Source organism: Bradyrhizobium sp. CCBAU 53351 (genome assembly GCF_015291745.1).
GTDB lineage: Bacteria > Pseudomonadota > Alphaproteobacteria > Rhizobiales > Xanthobacteraceae > Bradyrhizobium.
Map to the genome: position 1 here is coordinate 3,341,982 of NZ_CP030059.1, position 20,187 is coordinate 3,362,168.

Annotated in this window: 19 protein-coding genes and 2 tRNA genes; 6 read left to right on the plus strand and 15 right to left on the minus strand. The window is 65.2% G+C overall.

Annotated elements, in window-relative coordinates; all coding sequences use genetic code 11:
- Positions 1-93 precede the first annotated feature (93 nt).
- On the plus strand, positions 94-498 hold the full coding sequence (locus XH83_RS15640; RefSeq protein ID WP_194407827.1) for a GFA family protein: 405 nt from the start codon (positions 94-96) through the stop codon (positions 496-498).
- 51 nt (positions 499-549) lie between these two features.
- Here the strand turns inward: XH83_RS15640 and XH83_RS15645 are convergent.
- The 3 genes from XH83_RS15645 to XH83_RS15655 form a co-directional block, all read right to left on the minus strand.
- Positions 550-626 (minus strand) — tRNA-Val (locus XH83_RS15645).
- A gap of 220 nt (positions 627-846) precedes the next feature.
- A complete protein-coding gene (locus tag XH83_RS15650; protein WP_194407828.1) occupies positions 847-1,209 on the minus strand; it encodes a hypothetical protein in 363 nt (120 codons plus the stop codon).
- A gap of 142 nt (positions 1,210-1,351) precedes the next feature.
- Positions 1,352-2,440, minus strand: coding sequence for an acyltransferase (locus tag XH83_RS15655; RefSeq protein WP_194407829.1), 1,089 nt, complete (start codon positions 2,438-2,440; stop codon positions 1,352-1,354).
- A gap of 168 nt (positions 2,441-2,608) precedes the next feature.
- Between XH83_RS15655 and XH83_RS15660 the strand changes: the two genes are divergently transcribed.
- The gene (locus tag XH83_RS15660) at positions 2,609-3,469 is read left to right on the plus strand and encodes a class I SAM-dependent methyltransferase (protein ID WP_194407830.1); all 861 of its coding nucleotides are present in this window, start codon (positions 2,609-2,611) and stop codon (positions 3,467-3,469) included.
- A gap of 34 nt (positions 3,470-3,503) precedes the next feature.
- Here the strand turns inward: XH83_RS15660 and XH83_RS15665 are convergent, their stop codons facing one another.
- From XH83_RS15665 to XH83_RS15685, 5 genes are read right to left on the minus strand one after another with little or no spacing between them, the layout of a single operon-like run.
- On the minus strand, positions 3,504-4,484 hold the full coding sequence (locus tag XH83_RS15665; protein WP_194407831.1) for a cation diffusion facilitator family transporter: 981 nt from the start codon (positions 4,482-4,484) through the stop codon (positions 3,504-3,506).
- Between the two features lie 2 nt (positions 4,485-4,486).
- The gene (locus XH83_RS15670) at positions 4,487-7,705 is read right to left on the minus strand and encodes an efflux RND transporter permease subunit (RefSeq protein ID WP_194407832.1); all 3,219 of its coding nucleotides are present in this window, start codon (positions 7,703-7,705) and stop codon (positions 4,487-4,489) included.
- A complete protein-coding gene (gene ihpB, locus XH83_RS15675; RefSeq protein ID WP_194407833.1) occupies positions 7,698-8,675 on the minus strand; it encodes a divalent metal ion exporter adaptor subunit IhpB in 978 nt (325 codons plus the stop codon). The genes XH83_RS15670 and ihpB overlap by 8 nt, the downstream gene beginning before the upstream one ends.
- Entirely contained in the window at positions 8,672-9,946 is a 1,275-nt protein-coding gene (ihpA, locus tag XH83_RS15680) for a divalent metal ion exporter subunit IhpA (RefSeq protein ID WP_194407834.1), read from the minus strand. Before ihpA ends, ihpB begins: the two co-directional genes overlap by 4 nt.
- Positions 9,947-10,001: 55 nt before the next feature.
- The gene (locus tag XH83_RS15685) at positions 10,002-10,364 is read right to left on the minus strand and encodes a hypothetical protein (RefSeq protein ID WP_194408281.1); all 363 of its coding nucleotides are present in this window, start codon (positions 10,362-10,364) and stop codon (positions 10,002-10,004) included.
- Between XH83_RS15685 and XH83_RS15690 the strand changes: the two genes are divergently transcribed.
- Positions 10,285-10,584, plus strand: coding sequence for a hypothetical protein (locus tag XH83_RS15690; protein WP_194408516.1), 300 nt, complete (start codon positions 10,285-10,287; stop codon positions 10,582-10,584). The genes XH83_RS15685 and XH83_RS15690 overlap by 80 nt on opposite strands.
- Here the strand turns inward: XH83_RS15690 and XH83_RS39725 are convergent.
- A complete protein-coding gene (locus tag XH83_RS39725; protein WP_246776477.1) occupies positions 10,483-10,956 on the minus strand; it encodes a hypothetical protein in 474 nt (157 codons plus the stop codon). The genes XH83_RS15690 and XH83_RS39725 overlap by 102 nt on opposite strands.
- Here XH83_RS39725 and XH83_RS15695 point away from each other — a divergent pair.
- Positions 10,955-11,818, plus strand: coding sequence for a hypothetical protein (locus tag XH83_RS15695; protein ID WP_246776478.1), 864 nt, complete (start codon positions 10,955-10,957; stop codon positions 11,816-11,818). The two genes, XH83_RS39725 and XH83_RS15695, sit on opposite strands and share 2 nt — an antisense overlap.
- 55 nt (positions 11,819-11,873) lie before the next feature.
- Here XH83_RS15695 and pepT read toward each other — a convergent pair whose 3' ends face one another.
- From pepT to XH83_RS15725, 6 genes are all read right to left on the minus strand, one after another.
- Positions 11,874-13,124 (minus strand): peptidase T, encoded by a 1,251-nt coding sequence (gene pepT, locus XH83_RS15700; protein WP_194407836.1) that lies wholly within the window; start codon positions 13,122-13,124, stop codon positions 11,874-11,876.
- Between the two features lie 102 nt (positions 13,125-13,226).
- On the minus strand, positions 13,227-13,571 hold the full coding sequence (locus XH83_RS15705; protein WP_194407837.1) for an HU family DNA-binding protein: 345 nt from the start codon (positions 13,569-13,571) through the stop codon (positions 13,227-13,229).
- Between the two features lie 187 nt (positions 13,572-13,758).
- Positions 13,759-13,835: transfer RNA gene (locus XH83_RS15710), tRNA-Asp, on the minus strand.
- 161 nt (positions 13,836-13,996) lie between these two features.
- Positions 13,997-14,200 (minus strand): hypothetical protein, encoded by a 204-nt coding sequence (locus XH83_RS15715; protein WP_063194782.1) that lies wholly within the window; start codon positions 14,198-14,200, stop codon positions 13,997-13,999.
- 130 nt (positions 14,201-14,330) lie between these two features.
- Positions 14,331-15,626, minus strand: coding sequence for an MFS transporter (locus XH83_RS15720; protein WP_194408282.1), 1,296 nt, complete (start codon positions 15,624-15,626; stop codon positions 14,331-14,333).
- Between the two features lie 61 nt (positions 15,627-15,687).
- Positions 15,688-16,878 (minus strand): aromatic ring-hydroxylating dioxygenase subunit alpha, encoded by a 1,191-nt coding sequence (locus XH83_RS15725; protein WP_194407838.1) that lies wholly within the window; start codon positions 16,876-16,878, stop codon positions 15,688-15,690.
- 166 nt (positions 16,879-17,044) lie between these two features.
- Here XH83_RS15725 and XH83_RS15730 point away from each other — a divergent pair, with 166 nt between their 5' ends.
- A complete protein-coding gene (locus XH83_RS15730) occupies positions 17,045-17,560 on the plus strand; it encodes a MarR family winged helix-turn-helix transcriptional regulator (RefSeq protein ID WP_194407839.1) in 516 nt (171 codons plus the stop codon).
- Positions 17,561-17,737: 177 nt separating this feature from the next.
- A complete protein-coding gene (locus XH83_RS15735) occupies positions 17,738-19,990 on the plus strand; it encodes a TonB-dependent siderophore receptor (RefSeq protein WP_194407840.1) in 2,253 nt (750 codons plus the stop codon).
- The last annotated feature ends 197 nt before the right edge of the window (positions 19,991-20,187 follow it).

Genomic DNA, 20,187 nt, shown 5'->3' on the forward strand with positions numbered 1-20,187 from the left:
AAAAGATGATAAGACGGCGCCTTCGGGCGCCGTTTTTGTTTTGGGGCAAGGCATGCCGGTGGAGAAGGCATGGCGGTGGAGGGGGAGAGGGCGATGCAGATCGACGGGCAATGCCATTGCGGCAAGATCACCTATCAGGCCGAGGTCGACCCCGAGGCCGTGTCGGTGTGCCACTGCACTGACTGCCAGACCCTGACCGGCTCGCCGTTCCGGGTGACCGCGATCTGCGGCGCGGCGGACGTCAAGCTCACTGCCGGCACGCCAAAAATCTACGGCAAGCGCGGCGACAACGGCCGGATGCGCTTCCAGCACTTCTGCGCCGACTGCGGTTCCCCGCTGTTCACCAGCGGCGAGGGCGAGGCGGCCGATGATTGGGGCATCCGCTGGGGCTCCATCCGCCAGCGCGACAAGCTGCGGCCTGTCAGGCAGATCTGGTGCCGGTCGGCGGCGGTGTGGATCGACGCGGTGCCGCTGCTGCCGGGAAGGCCAGGGGATTGAGATGGCGCGGGCCTGGCCTGCCGAGCCGTAGCCCGCGAAGCGAGCGAAGGCTGGTGGGCGGTCACGGATTCGAACCGCGGACCCTCTCGGTGTAAACGAGATGCTCTAACCAGCTGAGCTAACCGCCCCACGGCGCCTCTTTACCGCCTTGGTGGGTGCCGGAGCAAGGGCCGAGCGCCGCCCCAAATCGCAGTTTGGTCCGAGGTTTTTCGCCAGGCACGAGCAGCCCTGCAACGGGCTCCGCTGCAGGGCACGCTCGGTCATCGCGTGAATCCCGGATCCGGCCGGTGGTCCATCTGCCGTGCTCGCGGGCGCTGCGACCTCTCGGCCGGGAACCCCGCCTGATTGTCAGGCTGTCTTGGTGAACATCGTCAGGACGCCGTCGGCGATGTTAATCGCGACGACTTGAGACGAGCTCAGGCCCTTGGCCTTGAGGACCGAGGCTGCCTGCGGCGTGGCGTCGATGGACTGCCGAAGCGACTGGATGTCCTTGTCGCTCGTGTGCGCTACCAGCTCATCGACTTTCGCGCGCACCGCCGGCTGCAATTCCTTGACGTCGACGACCTCGATGCTTCGGATCACCGTGCTGGACTGAGCGGAGGGCTGTTCCGTGCCGGCTTGCGGCGATGCTCCCTGTGCCTGCACGAGAGCAGGTGTTCCGAGCGAGAGAGCTGCAACGACGACGGATGCGGTAAATCTGCGCATGGGCATGCCTTTTCCAGTTTGAGGAATGGCAAAACCTATCGGCGAAATCTGGTTGGCATCTGATTCCGATGTGGCCGTTCGGTGAAACCAATGCGGCCGCAATGCGCAGAGGCGAGCCGCGCTGCGTCGCCGCTTGCCGGCGCCAAAGCTATCGTGCTGCCAAGTCCTGCTGAAGGTCCTGCCGGGCGACCTCGCCCGGGGCAGCGCCGGCGGGATGTTGGACCGCTGGCTTAGATTGACCAAGCCAGGCGAGCGGATTGGTCAGGAAGCGGGTCAGCGGCTTGATGGTGGGTTTTTCGACCAGCACGTAGACCATCCAGGCGATCGCAGCGAGAAACGCGGGAAGGACGAACGCGCGGATCAGCATGTCGCCCGTGGAGTCACGGCCCACATGCGCCCAACGCAGGATCATCATCCCGACGTCCTGATGGATCAAATAGAGCGGATAGCTGATGACGCCGATGAAGGCGAGGGCGCGACAGGCGCGCGGCAAGACGTGGTCGTAGCGCACGGCAAGATAGACGGCGGCCGTGCCGGACCACAGCAGCAGCGACCGGTACATCTCGATCGGGACGGACGGCTGCTTGACGTTGAATTTCAGGTGATAGAGCTCGACGGAGAATGCCACGAGAATTCCCGCGATCGCCTCGCCAGTGCGTCCCCTGACGAGGGCCGCGACGCTCATGCCGGCGATGAAGAACGGGAAGAAATCGTTGGAGGTGTAATATTCGGTGCTGGTCGTCAGGGTCCGGAAGATGGTCACTGCACACAGCAATGCCAGCAGGCGATGCTTGAGGCCCAATGCCATCATCAGAAAGCAGAAGACGTAGAACTGAAATTCGATCTGCAATGACCAATAGGCGCCGTCAGGCAGGTTATAGTTCACCTGCAGGACGTTGAGCGTCGGAAGCGCGATCAGCGTGTAGACGTAATGGACCCATTTCAGCCCGCGGCCGGGCTCGACCAACTCGGGCGCGAGAATCTTGAACAGCGTCGTCAGGAAGCCGCAGACGATCAGCGCGGGCAGCAGGCGGCCAAGCCTCTTGGCGTAGAAATGCCACGCCGTTTGCGACGTCTCGACGCTGAACGCGATGCAATAGCCGCTGATGATGAAGAACAGCAGGACGCCGAACGTGCCCCGGTTGAAAGCCTGCATCGGGACGAAGTGGTACAGCAGCACCCAGATGATGGAGATGGCGCGCAGGCAATCGACGCCGACCGATCGTTCCGATTTCAACGCCTTTCTCCTCTCCGGGCGACTTAACACAGCGCCTTACGGTTGTGTCAACTTGGCGCGCATCGGGCGGCCGTTCCGGCGCCCGGCTGAAATCGGCCTTGCGGCGGGCAACGACATGCGGATAAGCCTTTTGGGCAGAACGGGATCGGTACTTTTGCGGAGAGCTTGATGCAACAACCCAGCGGACACGAGCAGAACGCCGATCAGATCGCCTATTGGAACGGGCCGAGCGGACAACGCTGGGCGGATCGCCACGCGGCCCAGGAGAGCCTGCTCGGCCCCATCGCCGACGTGCTGATCGACCGCGCCAGGTTGAAGCCCGGCGAGCGTGTTCTCGACGTCGGCTGCGGCTCCGGCGCGACGACGTTTGCGTTCGCGAAGGCGGTGGCGCCCGACGGTTTTGCGCTCGGCCTCGACGTGTCCGAGCCGATGCTGTCCCAGGCGCGCGCGTTCGCGCCAAAAGGCCTGCCGCTCGATTTCGTGCTGGCGGACGCGACGGTCCATCCGTTCGAGCCGGCAAGCTTCGATCTGCTCGCCTCGCGCTTCGGCGTGATGTTCTTCGCCGATCCCGTCGCGTCCTTCACCAATCTCCGCCGTGCGCTGAAGCCGTCAGGACGGCTCACCTTCGCGTGCTGGCGCGAGCCGAAAGAGAATCCGTGGATGATGGCGCCGCTGATGGCGGTGTACAAACACGTGCCCAAGATGCCGCCGGTCGGGCCGGAGGAGCCGGGTCCGTTCGCCTTCGCCTCGGAGGAGCGCGTGATGCGCATCCTCGAGGGAGCCGGCTTCACCGCCGTAGCGATGGAGCCGCACAATCTTGCGATGGACGTCGCCATCGGCGGCGGTCTCGATGCCGCGGTGGACGGCGCGCTCCAGATCGGCCCGGCCAGCCGTGCGCTGCAGGGCCATCCGCCGGAAACCTACGCGGCGGCCAAAGCCTCAATCCGCGACATGCTCACGCCGTTTCTGAAGGGGCAGAGCGTGGCGTTGCAGGGTGCGATCTGGATCGTGACGGCGAAGGCGGGGTAGGGCTGCTTCGCGAGGCTGGTGCAGCAACGGGCCCTCACACCACATCATCGGGGGCCAGTGCACAGCCATTGTCCGGATGCGTCTCGATCTGGAGCGTGGTGTGGCCGATGCGGAAGGATGTCTTCAGGAGCTGCGCCGTCTCCATCAGGAATGCGTCGGCGGTGCCGGCGGGCATCACGAGGTGGCAGGTCAGCGCCGTCTCGGTGGTGGAGATCGGCCAGACGTGGAGATCGTGGATGGCGGATACGCCGGGCCGCGCCAGCAAAAATGCCCTGATCGCGGCAAGGTCCGTCCCTTTGGGCGCGGCCGCCATCGACATGTCGATGGAGCCGCGCAAGAGGCTGGTGGTGCTCCAGAGGATGGTTAAGCAGATGACGAGGCTGGTGACGGGATCGAGCCAGAGCCAGCCGGTCCAGATGATCAGCGCGGCCGAGACGACGACGCCGAGCGATACCGCGGCGTCAGCAGCCATGTGCAGACAGGCGCCCTCGATATTGATGTCGTCCTTGCGCCCGCGCGCGAACAGCATCGCGGTGAAGCCGTTGATGAGGATGCCGATGCCGGCGACCACCATCACGGTGACGCCTGCGACCGGCTCCGGCTGGCGCAGGCGCAGGATCGCCTCCCAGCCGATGGCACCGGTCGCGACCAGCAGGAACACCGCGTTGGCCAGCGCCGCCAGGATGGTGGAGGCGCGAAAACCGTAGGTGAAGCGGCCGCTCGGCGCGCGCTGCGCCGCGATCGAGGCGCCCCAGGCCACGACCAGGCCGAGCACGTCGGACAAATTATGGCCGGCATCGGCAAGTAGGGCGGTGGAGTTGCCGAGATAGCCGTAAATTGCCTCGGCCACGACCAGCGCGGTGTTGAGCGTGATGCCGACCGCGAACGCCTTGCCGAAATTGGCGGGGGCATGGACATGTGCGTGGCCGTGCCCATGACCATGGTCGTGGCCATGATCATGCGAATGGCCGGCATGATCATGGTGATGATGACCGTGATGGTCGTGGCCGCCCAATTCTAGCGCTCCCCGGAAGTCGCCAAATCAGGCGCCATTGTAGGCGTTTCGCTCGTCCCGTCACGACGGAACAGCACGTAGAGCGCCGGCAGCACCAGCAATGTCAGCACCGTCGAGGAGATGATGCCGCCGATCACCACGGTCGCCAGCGGCCGCTGCACCTCGGCGCCCGCGCCGGTGGCAAGCGCCATCGGCACGAAGCCGAGCGAGGCGACCAGCGCCGTCATCAGCACTGGGCGCAGCCGCGTCAGCGCGCCCTCGCGCACGGCCTCCACGAGGGGGCGCCCCTCGCTGCGCAGCCGCTCGATGAAGGCGATGATGACGAGGCCGTTGAGCACGGCGACGCCCGACAGCGCGATGAAGCCGACGCCTGCGCTGATGGAGAGCGGAATGCCGCGCAGCAGCAGCGCCGCGACGCCGCCGGTCAGCGCCAGCGGCACGCCGGAGAACACCAGCGCCGCATCCGCCGTCGATCCCATGCCCATGAACAGCAGCAGGAACACCAGCAGCAGTACCACCGGCACCACGATGGTCAGCCGCTTGGTCGCCGAGACCAGCTGCTCGAACTGGCCGCCCCAACCGATCCAATAGCCCGGCGGCAGCTTGACCTTCTCGGCCACCGCGGCCTCGGCCTCGGCCACGAAGGAGCCGAGGTCGCGCGCGCGGACATTGGCGGTGACGACGATGCGCCGCTTGCCGTTCTCGCGGCTGATCTGGTTGGGACCGGGCGTCGCATCGACGGTGGCGACCGACGACAGCGGCACATAACGCATCTGGGCGAGAGGCGAGGCGGGCAGGGCCGTCCGGATCGGCGTGCCAGTGGCGGCGTCCTCGCCGGGCGGCAGCGGGATCGGAATCGCCCTGATAGCCTCGAGATTGCCGCGCAGGTGCTCCGGCAGGCGCACCACGATATCGAAGCGGCGGTCGCCCTCGAACAGCTTTCCGGCCGACTTGCCGCCGACGGCGATCTCGACGATGCCTTGCACCTCGGCGACACTGAGGCCGTAGCGGGCGAGCGCCTGACGGTCGAGGCGGACGGTGAGGATCGGGAGCCCCGCGACCTGCTCGATCTTGACGTCGCTGGCGCCGCGGATGCCGCGGATCGCGGCCTCGACCTGCTTGGCGGCGCCTTGCAGGATGTCGAGGTCATCGCCGAAGACCTTGACGCCGACATCGCTACGCACACCCGAGATCAGCTCGTTGACGCGAAACTGGATCGGCTGGGAGAGTTCGTAGGCGCTGCCGGGAATGTCGTCGGCGGCCTTGTCGATGGCCTCGATCACCTCCGATTTCGGCTTGTGCGGATCGGGCCATTCGCTGCGCGGCTTCAGCATGATGTAGCCGTCGGTCTGCGCCGGCGACATTGGGTCGGTCGCGATCTCGGCAGTGCCGATGCGGGTGAAGAACTCCTTGACCTCCGGGACCTGCATGATGCGCTTTTCCAGCGCCTTCTGCAGATCGAGCGATTGCGTGAGGCTGGTGCCGGGAATCCGGATCGAGGCCAGGGCGACGTCGCCTTCGTCCAGGCTCGGAATGAATTCGCCGCCCATCCGTGCGGCGGCAACGCCGCTTGCGATCACGATGAGGACCGCCATGATGGCCACCGCGCCCCGGTTGTCGATGGCAAAACGGAGCAGCGGCAGATAGGCGCGCTTCGCCATCCGCATGAACAGGTTTTCGTGCTCGGACACTTTGCCGGTGACGAAGATGGCGACGGCGGCCGGCACGAAGGTAATGGAGAACAGCACGGCAGCGCCGAGCGCCATCAGCACGGTCAGCGCCATCGGCGTGAACATCTTGCCCTCGACGCCGGTCAGCGTCAGCACGGGCAGATAGACCACCGCGATGATCAGCGTGCCGAACAGGCTCGGCTTGATCACCTCGCGCGAGCCGCGCAGGATCGCGCGCAGCCGCTCGTTTGTCGTGAGCAGGCCGCCTTTCTCGCGTTGCGCCGCCGCCAGCATGCGCAGGCAATTCTCGACGATGATCACCGCGCCGTCGACGATGATGCCGAAATCGATCGCGCCCAGGCTCATCAGGTTCGCGCTGACTTTTGTCTCGACCATGCCGGTGATGGTCATCGCCATGGACAGCGGAATGACGCAGGCCACCACCAGCGCCGCGCGGATGTTGCCGAGGATCAGGAACAGCACGGCCACCACCAGGGCCGCGCCTTCCAGCAGGTTGTTCTTGACGGTACGGATGGTGGCTTCGACGAGGTCCGTGCGGTCGTAGACGGTCCGCGTCACGACGCCTTCGGGCAGCGATTTGGCGATGTCCTCGAGCCGGGCCGCGACGCGGCGCGCCACGGTGCGGCTGTTTTCGCCGATCAGCAGCATGGCGGTTCCGAGCACGGTCTCCTCGCCATCGTATGTCGCAGCGCCCGTGCGCAAATCGCGACCCTCGGTGACTACAGCGACGTCCCTGATCCTGACGGGATTGCCGCCGCGCGAGCCGATCACGACGTCCCGGATTTCACTGAGATTGCCGACCTGGCCCGGCGAGCGGACGAGATATTGCTCGCCGTTGCGCTCGATATAGCCGGCGCCGACATTGGCGTTGTTGGCGGCGAGCGCCGTCATCACGTCGCGGAAGCCGAGGCGGTAGGCCATCAGCTTGCCGGGATCGGGGAGCACGTGGAATTGCCGCTCGAAGCCGCCGATGGTGTTGATCTCGATCACGCCGGGAACGTTGCGAAGCTGCGGCTTGATGATCCAGTCCTGCACGGTGCGCAGATCGGTCAGCGAATAGTCGTGGCCGCTCTGCGTCTTCGCGCCCGCCTTGGCCTCGACGGTGTACATGAAGATCTCGCCGAGCCCGGTCGAGACCGGGCCCATCGCGACCTCGACGCCGGCAGGGAGCTGGTCCTTCACCTGCTGGATGCGTTCGCCGACCAGCTGGCGGGCGAAAAAGATGTCAGTGCCGTCCTTGAAGACGACCGTTACCTGGCTGAGGCCGTAGCGGGACAGCGAGCGGCTGTAGTCGAGTTTCGGCAGGCCGCCCATCGCGGTTTCGACCGGGAAGGTGATGCGCTGCTCGGTCTCCAGCGGCGAATAGCCGGGCGCGCGGGTGTTGATCTGGACCTGGATGTTGGTGATGTCAGGCACCGCATCGATCGGCAGGCGCTGGAAGTTCCAGGCTCCGAAGGCAATGGCGCCAAGCGCGAGCAGGAGGACCAGCCAGCGCTGGGCAAGCGAGACGGCGATGAGGCGCTCAATCATGCTCGGCCTCGCCCTTACCCATCTCCGCCTTCACGACAAAGCTGTTCTCGGCGACGTAATGCTCGCCGGCGGAAAGACCTGCCTTGATCTCGACATGGCGCGGATCGGAATCGCCAAGCTCCACCGGGCGCGCCTCGATCTTGTCGCCGTCCTCGCGGACGAACACGATGGTCCGGTTCTCCAGCGTCTGGATCGCGCTTCGGCGCACGGCGACCGCGACGTTGCGGGCGGCGAGGATCAACCGCGCGGTGACGAACAGGCCGGGCCGCAGCCGCCCGTCCGGATTTTGCAGCACCACACGCGCCAATGCGGTCTGGGTCTCGCTCGAGCCGATCGGCGCCATGTAGGAGATGGTGCCCTTGATCTCGCCGCGGCCGTCGTCGGGATCGATCAGCACCTCGTCGTTGAGGCGCACGCGCCTGAGATCCTGCCGATAGATCGACAGATCGACCCAGATGGTGGAGAGATCGGCGACGACGAAGGCCGGCTTCTGTTCGGAGGCGTATTCGCCGAGCGAGATCTGCCGCTCGATGATGGTGCCGGCAATGGGCGCCTTCAGCTCGTAGACCGTGAGGCTCTGGTTGCTCTCGATCGCGGCCAACAGATCGTCCTTGGCGACCTTGTCGCCGATGCGCTTCTGGATCGATTTGGCAAGGCCCGGAAAGCGCGGCGTCACCTGCACCACGGCCTCCTGGTTGGCGCGCAGAATGCCGTTGAAGGCGAGCGTGTCGGTCAGCGTGGCGCTCGCAGCCTCCGCCAGCACCACGCCCGCGGCTGCCAGCTTGACGTCGGAGATGCGGATGCGGTCGGCGCCGTGCTCGTCCTGCTCGACATGGTCGTTCGGCTTCTTCGGTTCGGAATGCTCGGAATGCTCGCTGTGCGCAGGCCTGTCCGGCGCCAGCAGGGAGGTGCCGTAAGCACCGAGCGCGGCGGCAATGATGGCCACGAGAATGGTGGAGGAATTCTTCATCGTGCGCTCTCCCGCGCCAGCGTGAAGGGATTGCCGACGAGGCCTTCGATGGTCGCAACGCCGGCATGGAAATTCTGCAGGGCCTCCTGCTCGCGCAACCGCGCCTGGGTGACGCTGGCCTGGGCATCGAGCACCTCGAGCAGAGTGAAGCGGCCCTGGCCGTAGCCTTGCGAGATGGCCTCGGACGCCTCGACGGCCTTGGGGATCGCGGTCTCACGCAGCACCGCGAGCTCGCGCAGCGATCCCTGCAGGGAGTCGTAGGCGCGGCCGGCAATCACAATCAGCGTGTTGCGGTTGGCATCGCGCTCGGCTTTGGTCTTGGCGAGGCTTTCCTGCGCCGAGAGGATATTGCCCTGGTTCTGGTCGAACACGGGGATCGGCACCGAGACGGTGAGGCGCGCCGCGTCGTCATTGGTCTCGTTGAAATGGCGCCAGCCGGCCGCGATCCGCACGTCCGGATAGGGCTTGAGCCGCGCCAGCAGCAGCTCGGCATTGCGCTGGGCAAAGACCGCGGTCCAGCGCACCAGCTGCGGATTGGCGTCGATGGCGGCGACGACGGACTGGAACGTCGGCGGCTTGCCCATGGTGTCGAGCCGGCCGGAGACCTCGCCGAATTTCGCGGACGGATCGCCCATCAGCACGGCCAGCTCGCGCCGGGCGCTCGCCAGGGTCGCCTTGAAGCGTTCGCGGTCGGCCTTCACCAGGGCGGAGGCGACCTCGGCGCGGCCGGTCTCGGCCGGGGAGGAGGCGCCGGCCTCGACGCGGCGGCGCAAGAGCGGCGTCAGGCGGTCGATGGCGGTGATCTGCTCATCGAGGATCTGGATGCGGCGCTGCGCGCCGAGCACACTGAGGAAGGCGATCGCGGTCTCCGACAGCACCTCCAGCCTGACGGCCTTGCGCTGGATCGCGGCGACTTCGACACCGGCCGCTCCGGCCGCGATCCGCGCGTCGCGCTTGCCGAACAGCTCGAAGGCCTGGCTGATCTGGAGGGTGGTCTCGGCCGATCGCGTCCCGCGATATTTGCCGGAGCCGAATGAATCGTCCTGCTCGTAGGTCAGTTCCGGATTGAGCAGCGCGCCGGCCTGGATACGCTGGCCCGTGGCGATGCCGACATCGCGTTCCGCCGCCGTCAGGCGCGGGCTCGCGGCCAGCGCGCGCGACAGCGCGCTTCGCATCGTCAAAGTCTGGGCGTGCGACGGTGCAAGCGCCGATCCTGCAATCAGACACGCCGCCGCGCACGCCAGGCGCGCGGCCATTCCCCTGCGAAACATGAAATCGACCTGTGAAGGATGAACCTAATGGGCGCGGAACGCCCGACCAATCCGTTCAGGCAATATGCTTGGGAGGGGGAGAGTCGGTATCGGTGATGATTCCGGCGAGCCGGGAGGCATGTTGCGGGTGCGTTGCCGGCACCGGCGCGACCGACACGGCCGATGGCGCCGGCTGCGTGACCGTCAGCGAGAAGCAGCCATGGCAATGATGCCCGCCGATGGCCTTGTGATCGCCATGGCCCGTGGTGCCGTCGACGACGGCGGCGATCTCCGAGCCACCGCCGGGCGTGGTGACGTCGATATCGTGCGATCCGTGCAGCGCGCCCGCGAGCAGATAGATGACCGCGATCAGCACAGACAGCAGCCCGCGCCAATTGCGCGGACGGCATGTTCCGGAAAGCTGGCGGTTCGCAGGCACGACGTCACTTCTGGTTGCGGTCGATGTTCGGCCTAGCATGGCGGCAGGAACAGTGTCGACCCGCAACATTGTTACGTCCGGGGAACAATTGCCGCAGCAGCGCGGCCGGCGCGATCACTCACTGGCGGGCGATAATGCGTCGGTGCGAGGCAGTGGTTTCAATGATGGCAGTGCGGATCGGTTCGGCAACGTGTCTGCCATGGTCGGCCTTTACGGTTAAGGTGGCGCGACTGCTCTCCATCGCCCGCTCCAGCCATTTGATGGCTTCATAAGACGGGCGAGGGGAGAGATTGCCCCATCGCAAACGCGAAGGCCCCAGCCGGCAACTGACCGGCTGAGGCCTTGTGCTCACAATCTCATCCTTCGGACTCGAACAATCAACGCGCATCCGGCCGGTTCGTTCCGCAACGGATGCCGAATTTAGGAACGTTCCTCCTGTCTTCTGATTAGCGAGCAGAAACGTGTTGAGGAGGATGGGACTATGGACGGACTGATTTACCTGATCGGCTTGATCGTCGTGATCATGGCGGTGCTGTCGTTCTTCGGCCTGCGCTGAGAGGACGACAATGGAAACGCTCGTACGGGAAGACATGATGGAGGGCGGCGTGACGGCCGCCGATGGACGCCGGGCCATCCAGTGGAGCTCGGTGTTCGCAGGCGCTCTCGCCGCTGGCGCAATGTCGTTCATCCTAATCGGCTTTGGCGTCGCGGTTGGCCTCGGAGTCAGCTCGGCCTCGCCGACCTGGCGCGATGCCTCGGCGGCGCTGGCGCTGCTGTCCGGGCTGTACCTGATCATCCAGGCGATCATCAGCTTCGGCTTCGGCGGCTACATCGCCGGACGGACGACGCGACCGGCGCCCGCGCTGGCGACGATCGAAGATGACGGCGAGCGGCGGGACGGCCTGCACGGGCTGACCGCCTGGGCCTTGGCCGTGCTGGCCGGCGCGGCTCTGCTCGCGCTGCTGGGCGCTGCCGCGATCGACCGTTCGCCGATGCGCAGCTCAGCCAGCAATACGTCCGCAGCCGAGCCTCTGCTAAGCTATGAGCTGGACAGGCTGTTCCGCGCACCTCGCCGCGCGCCGAACATCGATCTGAGGGAAGCGCGTGCTGAGGCCGGACGCATTCTGATGACGTCGTCCAGCCACAGCGGCGTCAGCACCGATGACCGGACCTATCTGGTGCAGCAGGTTGCTGGTCTGACGGGGCTGCAGGCCCCCGACGCCGAACGGCGCGTCGATGCGCTGATTGCGGATTCAAAGACCGCCATCAACCGTGCGCGGCGCAACTCGATCATCGTGGCGTTCTCGGTCGCAGCCGCGACCCTGATCGGCGCCGCGGTGGCGTGGGCTGCGGCGGTGGCCGGCGGACGACACCGCGACGGTGAGCCATTGCCGAACTGGATGGCGAGCTCGAACCGCTTCCATCGCAATCCGCGCGCGATGCCGGTGCCATAAATTCTAAACATATGGCCGGGCGCAAGCCCGGCCATATGCGCGCCTGTAAGACACGTCAGGCCTTCTCTTCCCAGATCATCGCCAGATGGACGATGGTCTGCACCGCCTTTTCCATGTCCTGCCGGCTGACCCATTCCAGCCGGGAGTGAAAGGCGTGCTCCCCGGCAAAGATGTTGGGGCAGGGCAGGCCCATGAATGACAGGCGCGAGCCGTCGGTGCCGCCACGGATCGCGGTGCGCATCGGGCGCAGGCCGGCACGGCGGATCGCCTCGATGGCGTATTCGAGTACGTGCGGGTGACGGTCGATCACCTGCTTCATGTTGCGGTATTGCTCGCGGACTTCGAGCTTGTAGGTCGAGCGCGGATAGTCCTTCATCACGTCCTTGACGATGGTCTCGAGCAGATCCTCTTTCTCCTTCAGCCCTTCCTCGGTGAAGTCGCGGACGATGAAGGACAGCGTCGCCTGCTCCAGCGCACCCTCGATGCCGATCGGATGCAGAAAGCCCTGCTTGCCCGAAGTGGTCTCCGGCGAGCAGCCTTCTTTGGGCAGCCGCTCGACGATGGCAGCCGCGATCTTGATCGCGTGCTCCATCTTGCCCTTGGCATAGCCGGGATGAGCGCTGACGCCTGATATGGTGATGGTGGCGCCGTCGGCCGAGAAAGTCTCGTCCTCGACGCAGCCGGCGCTTTCACCGTCCATGGTGTAGGCGAAATCGGCCCCCAGCTTCTTCAGGTCGACATTGTCGACGCCGCGGCCGATCTCCTCGTCCGGCGTGAACAGGATCTTGATGGTGCCGTGCTTGACGTCGGGATTGTTGATGAAGAACTGCGCGGCATCCATGATCTCGGCGACCCCGGCCTTGTTGTCGGCGCCCAAGAGCGTCGTGCCGTCGGTGGTGATGATGTCGTTGCCGATCTGGTTCTTCAGCGCCGGATGTTCCGTGAAGCGGATCACCTGGCTGGTGTCGCCCGGCAGGGCGATGTCGCCGCCGCGATAGTTCTTCAGAACTTGCGGCTTCACGTCCTTGCCGGTCACGTCGGGCGAGGTGTCCATGTGCGAGCAGAAGCAGATCACCGGCACCTTCTTGTCGGTGTTCGCCGGGATCGTTCCATAGACGTAGCCGTATTCGTCCAGATGCGCGTCGGCGACGCCCATGGCCTTGAGCTCGGCCGCGAGGACGCGGCCGAGCTCCTTCTGCTTCTCGGTCGAGGGCGAGCGCGGGGAGGCCGGATCGGACTGGGTGTCGATGGTGACGTAGCGCAGGAAGCGCTCGGTCACGGTATGCGAAAAGGTGAGGGAGGACATTTCTGGTCAAACCGCCGGGTCAGGGGAAGAGAGGCGGTATACCAGAAAGCGGGCCGCGTTGCGGCCGGAACGAGATGAGATCAGGCCTAACGAAACGTTGCCTCAGATCGCCTCTTTCAGTTCCTTCACGGGGCGGAAGGTGACCTTCTTGCTGGCCTTGATGTGGATCGGCTCGCCGGTGGCGGGATTGCGCCCGGTGCGGGCGGCGCGCTTGCGGACCTGGAGGATGCCGAGCCCGACGATGCGGACGCGGTCGCCCTTCTTCAGGTGCTTGGCGATCAAATCGACCATGTCGGTCAGGACCGCCTCGGCGTGCTTTTTCGACAGGTCCTGGCTCTCGGCGATATCGGCGGCGAGATGCTTGAGCGTGATGGTGGCGGGAGCGGCGGCCTTTTTCGCCGAATCCTTCTTAGCCAAATCCTTCTTAGCCAAATCCTTCTTAGCCATGACTGGCCTCCTCAATGACAGGGAAGCCCCGGAAAAACCGGAAAACGTATGGGGATCCCTCTAAGTCCTGGAAGGCGTAGACGATTCGGGCACGGGCTGACTATGGCCAGAGGTTCCCGGCCTTTGCGGGCAAAGCCGCGAAAGGGGGCGAAAGGTTTGAGGTAACACTATGAAGGGATTGCCAAAATGGCGCGAGAGACGGGGCTCGAACCCGCGACCTCCGGCGTGACAGGCCGGCGCTCTAACCAACTGAGCTACTCCCGCGTGGTTCGCTCGATGCGCGCGGAACGAGGGGGGAATTAAAGGCGGGGCTGGGTGAAGTCAAGGACGTTGCGCTTCGCCGGTGCATCTCCGCTTAAGCATTGCTCTGGAAAACGAAAAAGGCCGCCCGAAGGCGGCCATGGGTCAGCCCGGAAGAGGGCGTATCAGCGAATCTCCGAGGTCCCGGCGCTCGTCACCACCACCGGCTTGCCGGCTTTGATCACGTGGGTGGACTGAGCGGTCTGGCTATAATCGGCATTGGTACGGGCTGCGATCCCGAAGCCGGCCACCATGATGCCGGCCACCAGCGCCACCACCACGATCTTCAGGTGGGTCGCACGATCAGCAGAGTGAATTGAGTGGTTCATCTGAGCCTCCCGACGGGCTTTGCCGCCGTCTATGGCTCCTGTCTTAAAGACCGTCTGTTTCCGGATGGTTTCGCGGGTTCCGCAAAATGGTTTCATTAATGCGTTCGCCAGGCTTGCGGTGGATAAGGTCTCAGGCCGCCGCCCTCTCGATATCGGCCCGGATCGACCGCGCCGCCCAGATGAAGAGCAGGGCGCCGAGCGTGGTCGTGACCGCCGCGGAGAGCAGGGAATAGCGCACGGCCTCGGCGCCATAGCTGCCCTTCAAGGCATCGTTGACCATGCCGACCGCGAGCGGGCCGACGCCCTGGCCGAAGCAGGTGGCGGTGAGCGCGATCAGCGCGGAGGCGAGTGCCCGCATGCTGGGCTTGGCCACGGTCTGCGCGATCGCGAAGATCGGCCCGAGATGGAAGCCGACCAGGAACGAGGTCAGCGCCAGCATGGCCACCATCATCGCAAAGTTCTGCGTCAGCATGCTCAGCGCGAACACCGGGCCGGCCAGGCCGGAGGTGACCGCGGGCGCCCACAGCTTCCAGCGATCGTCGCGCCGGCTGATTTGGGCGACCACGAAGCCGCCGAGCAGGGTGCCGGCCATGCCGGCGAGCCCCTTGAAGGTGCCGGCATAGGTGCCGATCTCGGCGCTCGACAGATGGTGCACGCGTGCGAGGAATGGCGGGATCCAGGCCGCGGTCGCATAGTTCGTGTAGGTGGTCAGGCAGAAGCCGATCAACACGATGATGAAGCTGCGCTGCGAGGCGAGGAAGCGCAGCGTCGGCCCCAGCGGCTCGGGCACGAAGCTTTCCTGCATCGCCCCGCGCTTCGGCTCGGAGATCGTCAGCCACAGGACCAATGCGAGCAGGATGCCGGGCAGGCCGGCGACATAGAACGCCATCCGCCAGCCATAGTGCTGGTTGACGTAGCCGCCGACGAAATAGCCGAGGAAGACACCGAGATAGGTGCCGATGGCGTAGATGCCGAGCGCGCGCGGACGCTCGTTCTTGGCAAAGAGATCGGCGACGATCGACTGCGAGGCGGGGGAGCCGGCGGACTCGCCGATGCCGACGCCGATGCGCGCCAGCGCCAGCGACGTCAGGCTGGTGGCCGCGCCGCACAGCGCCGTCATCGCGCTCCAGAACGCAAAGGCGACAGCCACGATGTTGCGCCGGTTGAGCCGGTCGGCGACGCGCGCGATGGGAATGCCGAGCAGGGAATAGAACAGCGCGAAGCCGAAGCCGGCGAGCAGGCCCATCATGGTGTCGCTGAGCTGGAACTCCTTCTTGATCGGCTCGATCAGGACGTTGAAGATCGTGCGGTCGAGGAAGTTCAGCGCATAGATGATGGTGAGCAGGCCCAGCACGTAATAGCGCCGCGGCGAGGGCGTGGCCGCAGCAGCCGTTTGCACCGACATCTGTGATGTCACATCGACCATCGCGTCCACCAATTTGTCTTTGTTATCGTTGTCGATCCAGCTCTTGTCTTGAGCCGGTTGCTCAGCCTTCGCGGATGTAGTTCCCCGCTTCGAATGCGACCGGCGGCGCGCTTTGATCGAACGAGACGCCGATCGGATCGCGGCCGGCTTCCATCGCTTCGAGCTGGTCGCACAGCATGCGCCGGATCATGAGGATGCCGCGGTCGCTCTGGCCGAAATGCTCTTCCGAATGAACGGTGACCTCGCCCTGGCCGACCTGGGCCTCGTAGTCGCCCGGAAATTGCTGGTGCTCTTGCTCGGTCATGTCCCACCAGAACTTGCCGTTGAACTTCGAGCGCATGCGGCTGATGTCGCCGGAGTTCTTGACGCGGCCGGCGACATAGATCCGGAACGAGGTGTCATCGATCGGAAGCACCCAGCCGATCGATTCGACGCGGGCGAACTGCGCGACGCGCGGGTTCGGCACCACGCGCAAGGTCGGCAGCGCGGCTTCGGTGACGCGATAGAAAACCTTGCCGTCGTCCTGCTTGCGGATCGAGCGCACGGCGATGCCGCGCGGCGTCTTGTCGAACTTCACCTCCGGGATCGAGGCCATCATGTTGGTGAATTGCGGCCCCGAGAACGAGCCGTGCAGCACCGGGACATGATAGGGATCGACCACGTTCTCGAAATGCTGCAGCCAGTTGCAGGGGATGATGGCGGGGCCGCCGCCGCCGATCGAGGAATCGTCGGCCTCGACGAACTCGCCATCGTCCATCTGCTCGAGACATTCGTAAGCCGGCAGCACGGGACGTTTCTCGGCCGGCCCCATATAGGCGAAGATCAGGCCGTAGCGCTCCTCGACCGGATACCAGGGCTGGCGTACCTTGTCCTTGTACGGAGCGCCATCGGGCTCGCAGGGCTGCTCCAGGCAATGGCCTTCGGTATCGAATTTCCAGCCGTGATAGCAGCAGCGGATGCCGTCCTCCTCGACCTTGCCGTAATAGAGCGTGGTGCCGCGGTGACAGCAGCGGGCGTGCAAGAGCCCGGCGCGCCCGTGCTTGTCGCGAAACAGCACCAGATCCTCGCCCAGCGTGCGCACCTTTTTCGGCGTGTCGGTGGCATCGCTGATCAGTCCGACCGGGTGCCAGTAGCGGCGCAGCAGCTCGCCCATCGGCGTGCCGCGCACGACCGAGGTCAGCTCGGTGCGGCTGTGCGCCGGCTTCATCGCATAGGCCGTGCCGAGATCGCGATCCCGCTGAGTGATGGTCATGCTGGTCCTCCCGCTCCGGCCCATGGGGCCGTGCGCATTCTTGCGCCCTGCCTGGAGTGAAAAATAGTTCGATGACAATGTCAACGATCTTCTAAATGCCTCTTAGAGGCATTTGATGAGCCGACCGGCGCTTGGCAGGTCTCGGCTTTCTTGGCAGAGGTGGGTCATGAGTCAGACCGAAGGCAGGGGCGGGGCGACGTCGCCCGCATTGGACGAGAGCGAACCGTCGGCCCCGATCACCGTGATGCTGTCGTCGCGACTGATGGTGCTTGCCAATCTGCTCAAGCGCGGCGCGATCCTGCGCTACAAGCGCCTCACCGGATTGTCCTCGGTCGAGTTCGGTCTCGTCGCCTCGCTCGGCCGCCGGCCGCCGATGAGCGTGGCGCGGCTCGCCGAGGCCGTCGGCCAGGACAAGGGACAGATCAGCCGTGCGCTCGCCAATCTGCTCTCGCGCAAGCTGATCGCGAAGACCGCAAATCCAAAAGACAGCCGCGAGGTGCTGATCTCGCTCACCCCTGCGGGTCTCGCCGCGCATGATGCGATCGTCGAAGGCGCGCAGGAACGTAACCGCCGCTTGCTCGAGCAACTGAGCGAAGCCGAGTTCAACACGCTGCTGGCGCAGGTCGACCAGCTCACGGCGATCGCCGCCGAGATGCTCGAGAGCGAGAAGAGCGCGCGCTGATTTTCGCGGCCATCTCCGGACTTCCTGGATCGCTTCTAAGAGTCCTTCTAAGACCTTTTCAATTAGGGGATTTTCGCGCGCTCCCATAAGCGTCACGTCGAAGCGCATGCCGTCCGGGGACAGGCGGCATCACGCATCGAACATGCAGTTTGGGGTGGCGCGTTGAACAGTCTGGGAATGCTGCGGTCGGCCGTGTTGGCGACCGCGTCCGCTTTGGTTTTGATGCCGCAGGCATCGCTTGCACAATCTTCCGCGCAGAGTGGCGCAACGAGCCTGCCGGCGGTGACCGTCACCGCGCCGGAGGCCCGCCGCCGCGCGGCCGCAACTCCCCAGCGCCGCGTGCCGCGCTCCTCGGTGCAGGCCGCCAACAGGAACAAGCCCCAGCCGCAGCGCGATGTCGGCTTCGTCGAGACGCCGCGCGGTCCGGTGAACGGCTACGCCGCCGGCCGCAGCTCGTCCGGCACCAAGACCAACACGCCGATCATCGAGACACCGCAATCGGTGTCGGTCATCGGCGCGGAGCAGATCCGCGACCAGAAGCCGAACAAGCTCGACGAGGTGCTGCGCTACACCGCCGGTGTGCGGGCCGGGACCTTTGGCGCGGATACGCGCAACGACTGGTGGCTGATCCGTGGCTTCAAGTCCGACGATGTCGGGCTGTTCCTTGACGGCATGCAGCTGTTCTACACGTCTTATGCGAGCTGGAAGCTCCAGCCGTCCAACATGGAGCGCGTCGAGGTGCTGCGCGGTCCGTCGGCGGTGCTCTATGGCGGATCGAGCCCGAGCGGCATCGTCAACGTCATCAGCAAGATGCCGCCGGCCGATCCGATCCGCTACGTCGAGACCGGCGTCAACAATTTCGGCAATGCCTATGTCGGGTTCGATTTCGGTGGGCCGGTCGCGACGCAGCCTCAGGATGGCAAGCTGTTCTACCGCGTCGTCGGCCAGGTGCAGAACGGCCCGACGCAGGTCAACTTCACGGCCGACAACAACTACTTCATCGCACCGTCTGTGACCTGGAAGCCGGATGCCGACACAACGTTCACGGTGCTGGCCTCGGCTTCGAAGCAGGACACCCGCGGCATCAACTTCCTGCCCTATGTCGGTACGGTGACGAATGCCTCCTATGGCAGGATTCCGACCAGCTTCTTCGGCGGCGATCCCAGCGTCGACAAGTTCACGCGCGAGCAGGAGATGCTCGGCTACCAGTTCGAGCGCCATCTCACCGATGACCTCACGTTCCGGCAGAACGCGCGGTTTGCGCATATCGACCTGACCTATCGCGGCTATGTCGGCAACGATGCCAATCAGGCGACCGCCACATTCAATCGCTACAATTGGTATGCGAAGAACACGGCCAATCAGGCCGATCTCGACAACCAGCTCGAATATCGCTTCAACACCGGCCCGGTGAGGCACACCATGCTTTTCGGTGTCGATCTGAAGGGCTATCAGATCGACGATTACCAGGCCTTCGGGTTCGGCGTGCCCTCGATCAGCATCTTCAATCCCGTCTACGGCGGAGCCGAAACGCCGCTGCCGACCACGCCGTTCCGCAACTTCCTGATTACGCAGAAGCAGGCCGGCACCTATCTCCAGGACCAGATGAAGCTCGGCGATTTCACGCTGGTCCTGAGCGGGCGGAATGATTGGGTCGAGACGACGCAGGACGCCCGCGACACGGGCGCCAGTGTCGACAGCCGCAACGACAGCAGGTTCAGCGGTCGCGCGGGACTGATCTACAATTTCGACAACGGCATTGCGCCCTACGTCTCCTACTCGACCAGCTACAATCCGATCATCGGACTCAACGCGCAGAACAAATTGTTCCTGCCGGAGGCGGGCAAACAGGCCGAGATCGGTGTGAAGGTCGCACCAAAGGGGTTCGACGGCTATTTCACGGTCTCGGCCTTCGACCTGGTCCGTCAGAATGTCGCGACGACGCTGCCGGGCAGTGTTCCTGTCCTGCAGAACCAGACCGGTGAGGTCACGTCGCGGGGCATCGAGCTCGAGGCTGTTGCGAACCCCACGAAGGAGCTGAAGCTGGTCGGCGCCTTCACGGCCTATCATCTGTTCAACAGCCGGGATCTCGATCCGTCCCTGGTCGGCAAGACACCGACCAACACGCCCGAGCTGCTGGTCTCCGGCTGGGCGGACTACACCTTCAAGGACGGACCGCTCGAGGGCTTCGGCTTCGGCGGCGGCGTCCGCTACATCGGCTCGTCGTGGGCCGATACGGCCAACACCCTCGAGGTCCCTGCAGTGGTGCTCGGCGACCTCGCGCTCCACTACGAATGGCAGAACTGGCGTACCGCCTTCAACGTCATCAACCTGACCGACAAGATCTACGTCGCGAGCTGCGCGTCGGCCACGTCCTGCTTCTACGGCGACCGCCGGCGGGTCACCGCCAGCGTTTCCTACAAATGGTGAAGGGAGGGTGAGGACAGGGAAGGGCAGTCTCGTGCCTGCCTGATCGCGTCCTCCTCCTGCCCTGCCGACCGGACGACCGCGGATCTTCCGTTGGGGAGATCGATGAGCTCCAGGCAATGCCCCCCGGCCGGAAGCTCATGCGAGCGCGGCGCGTGCAACGACCCAGCAAGTCGCCGCCGCGCTCGCGGTCGGCCGTA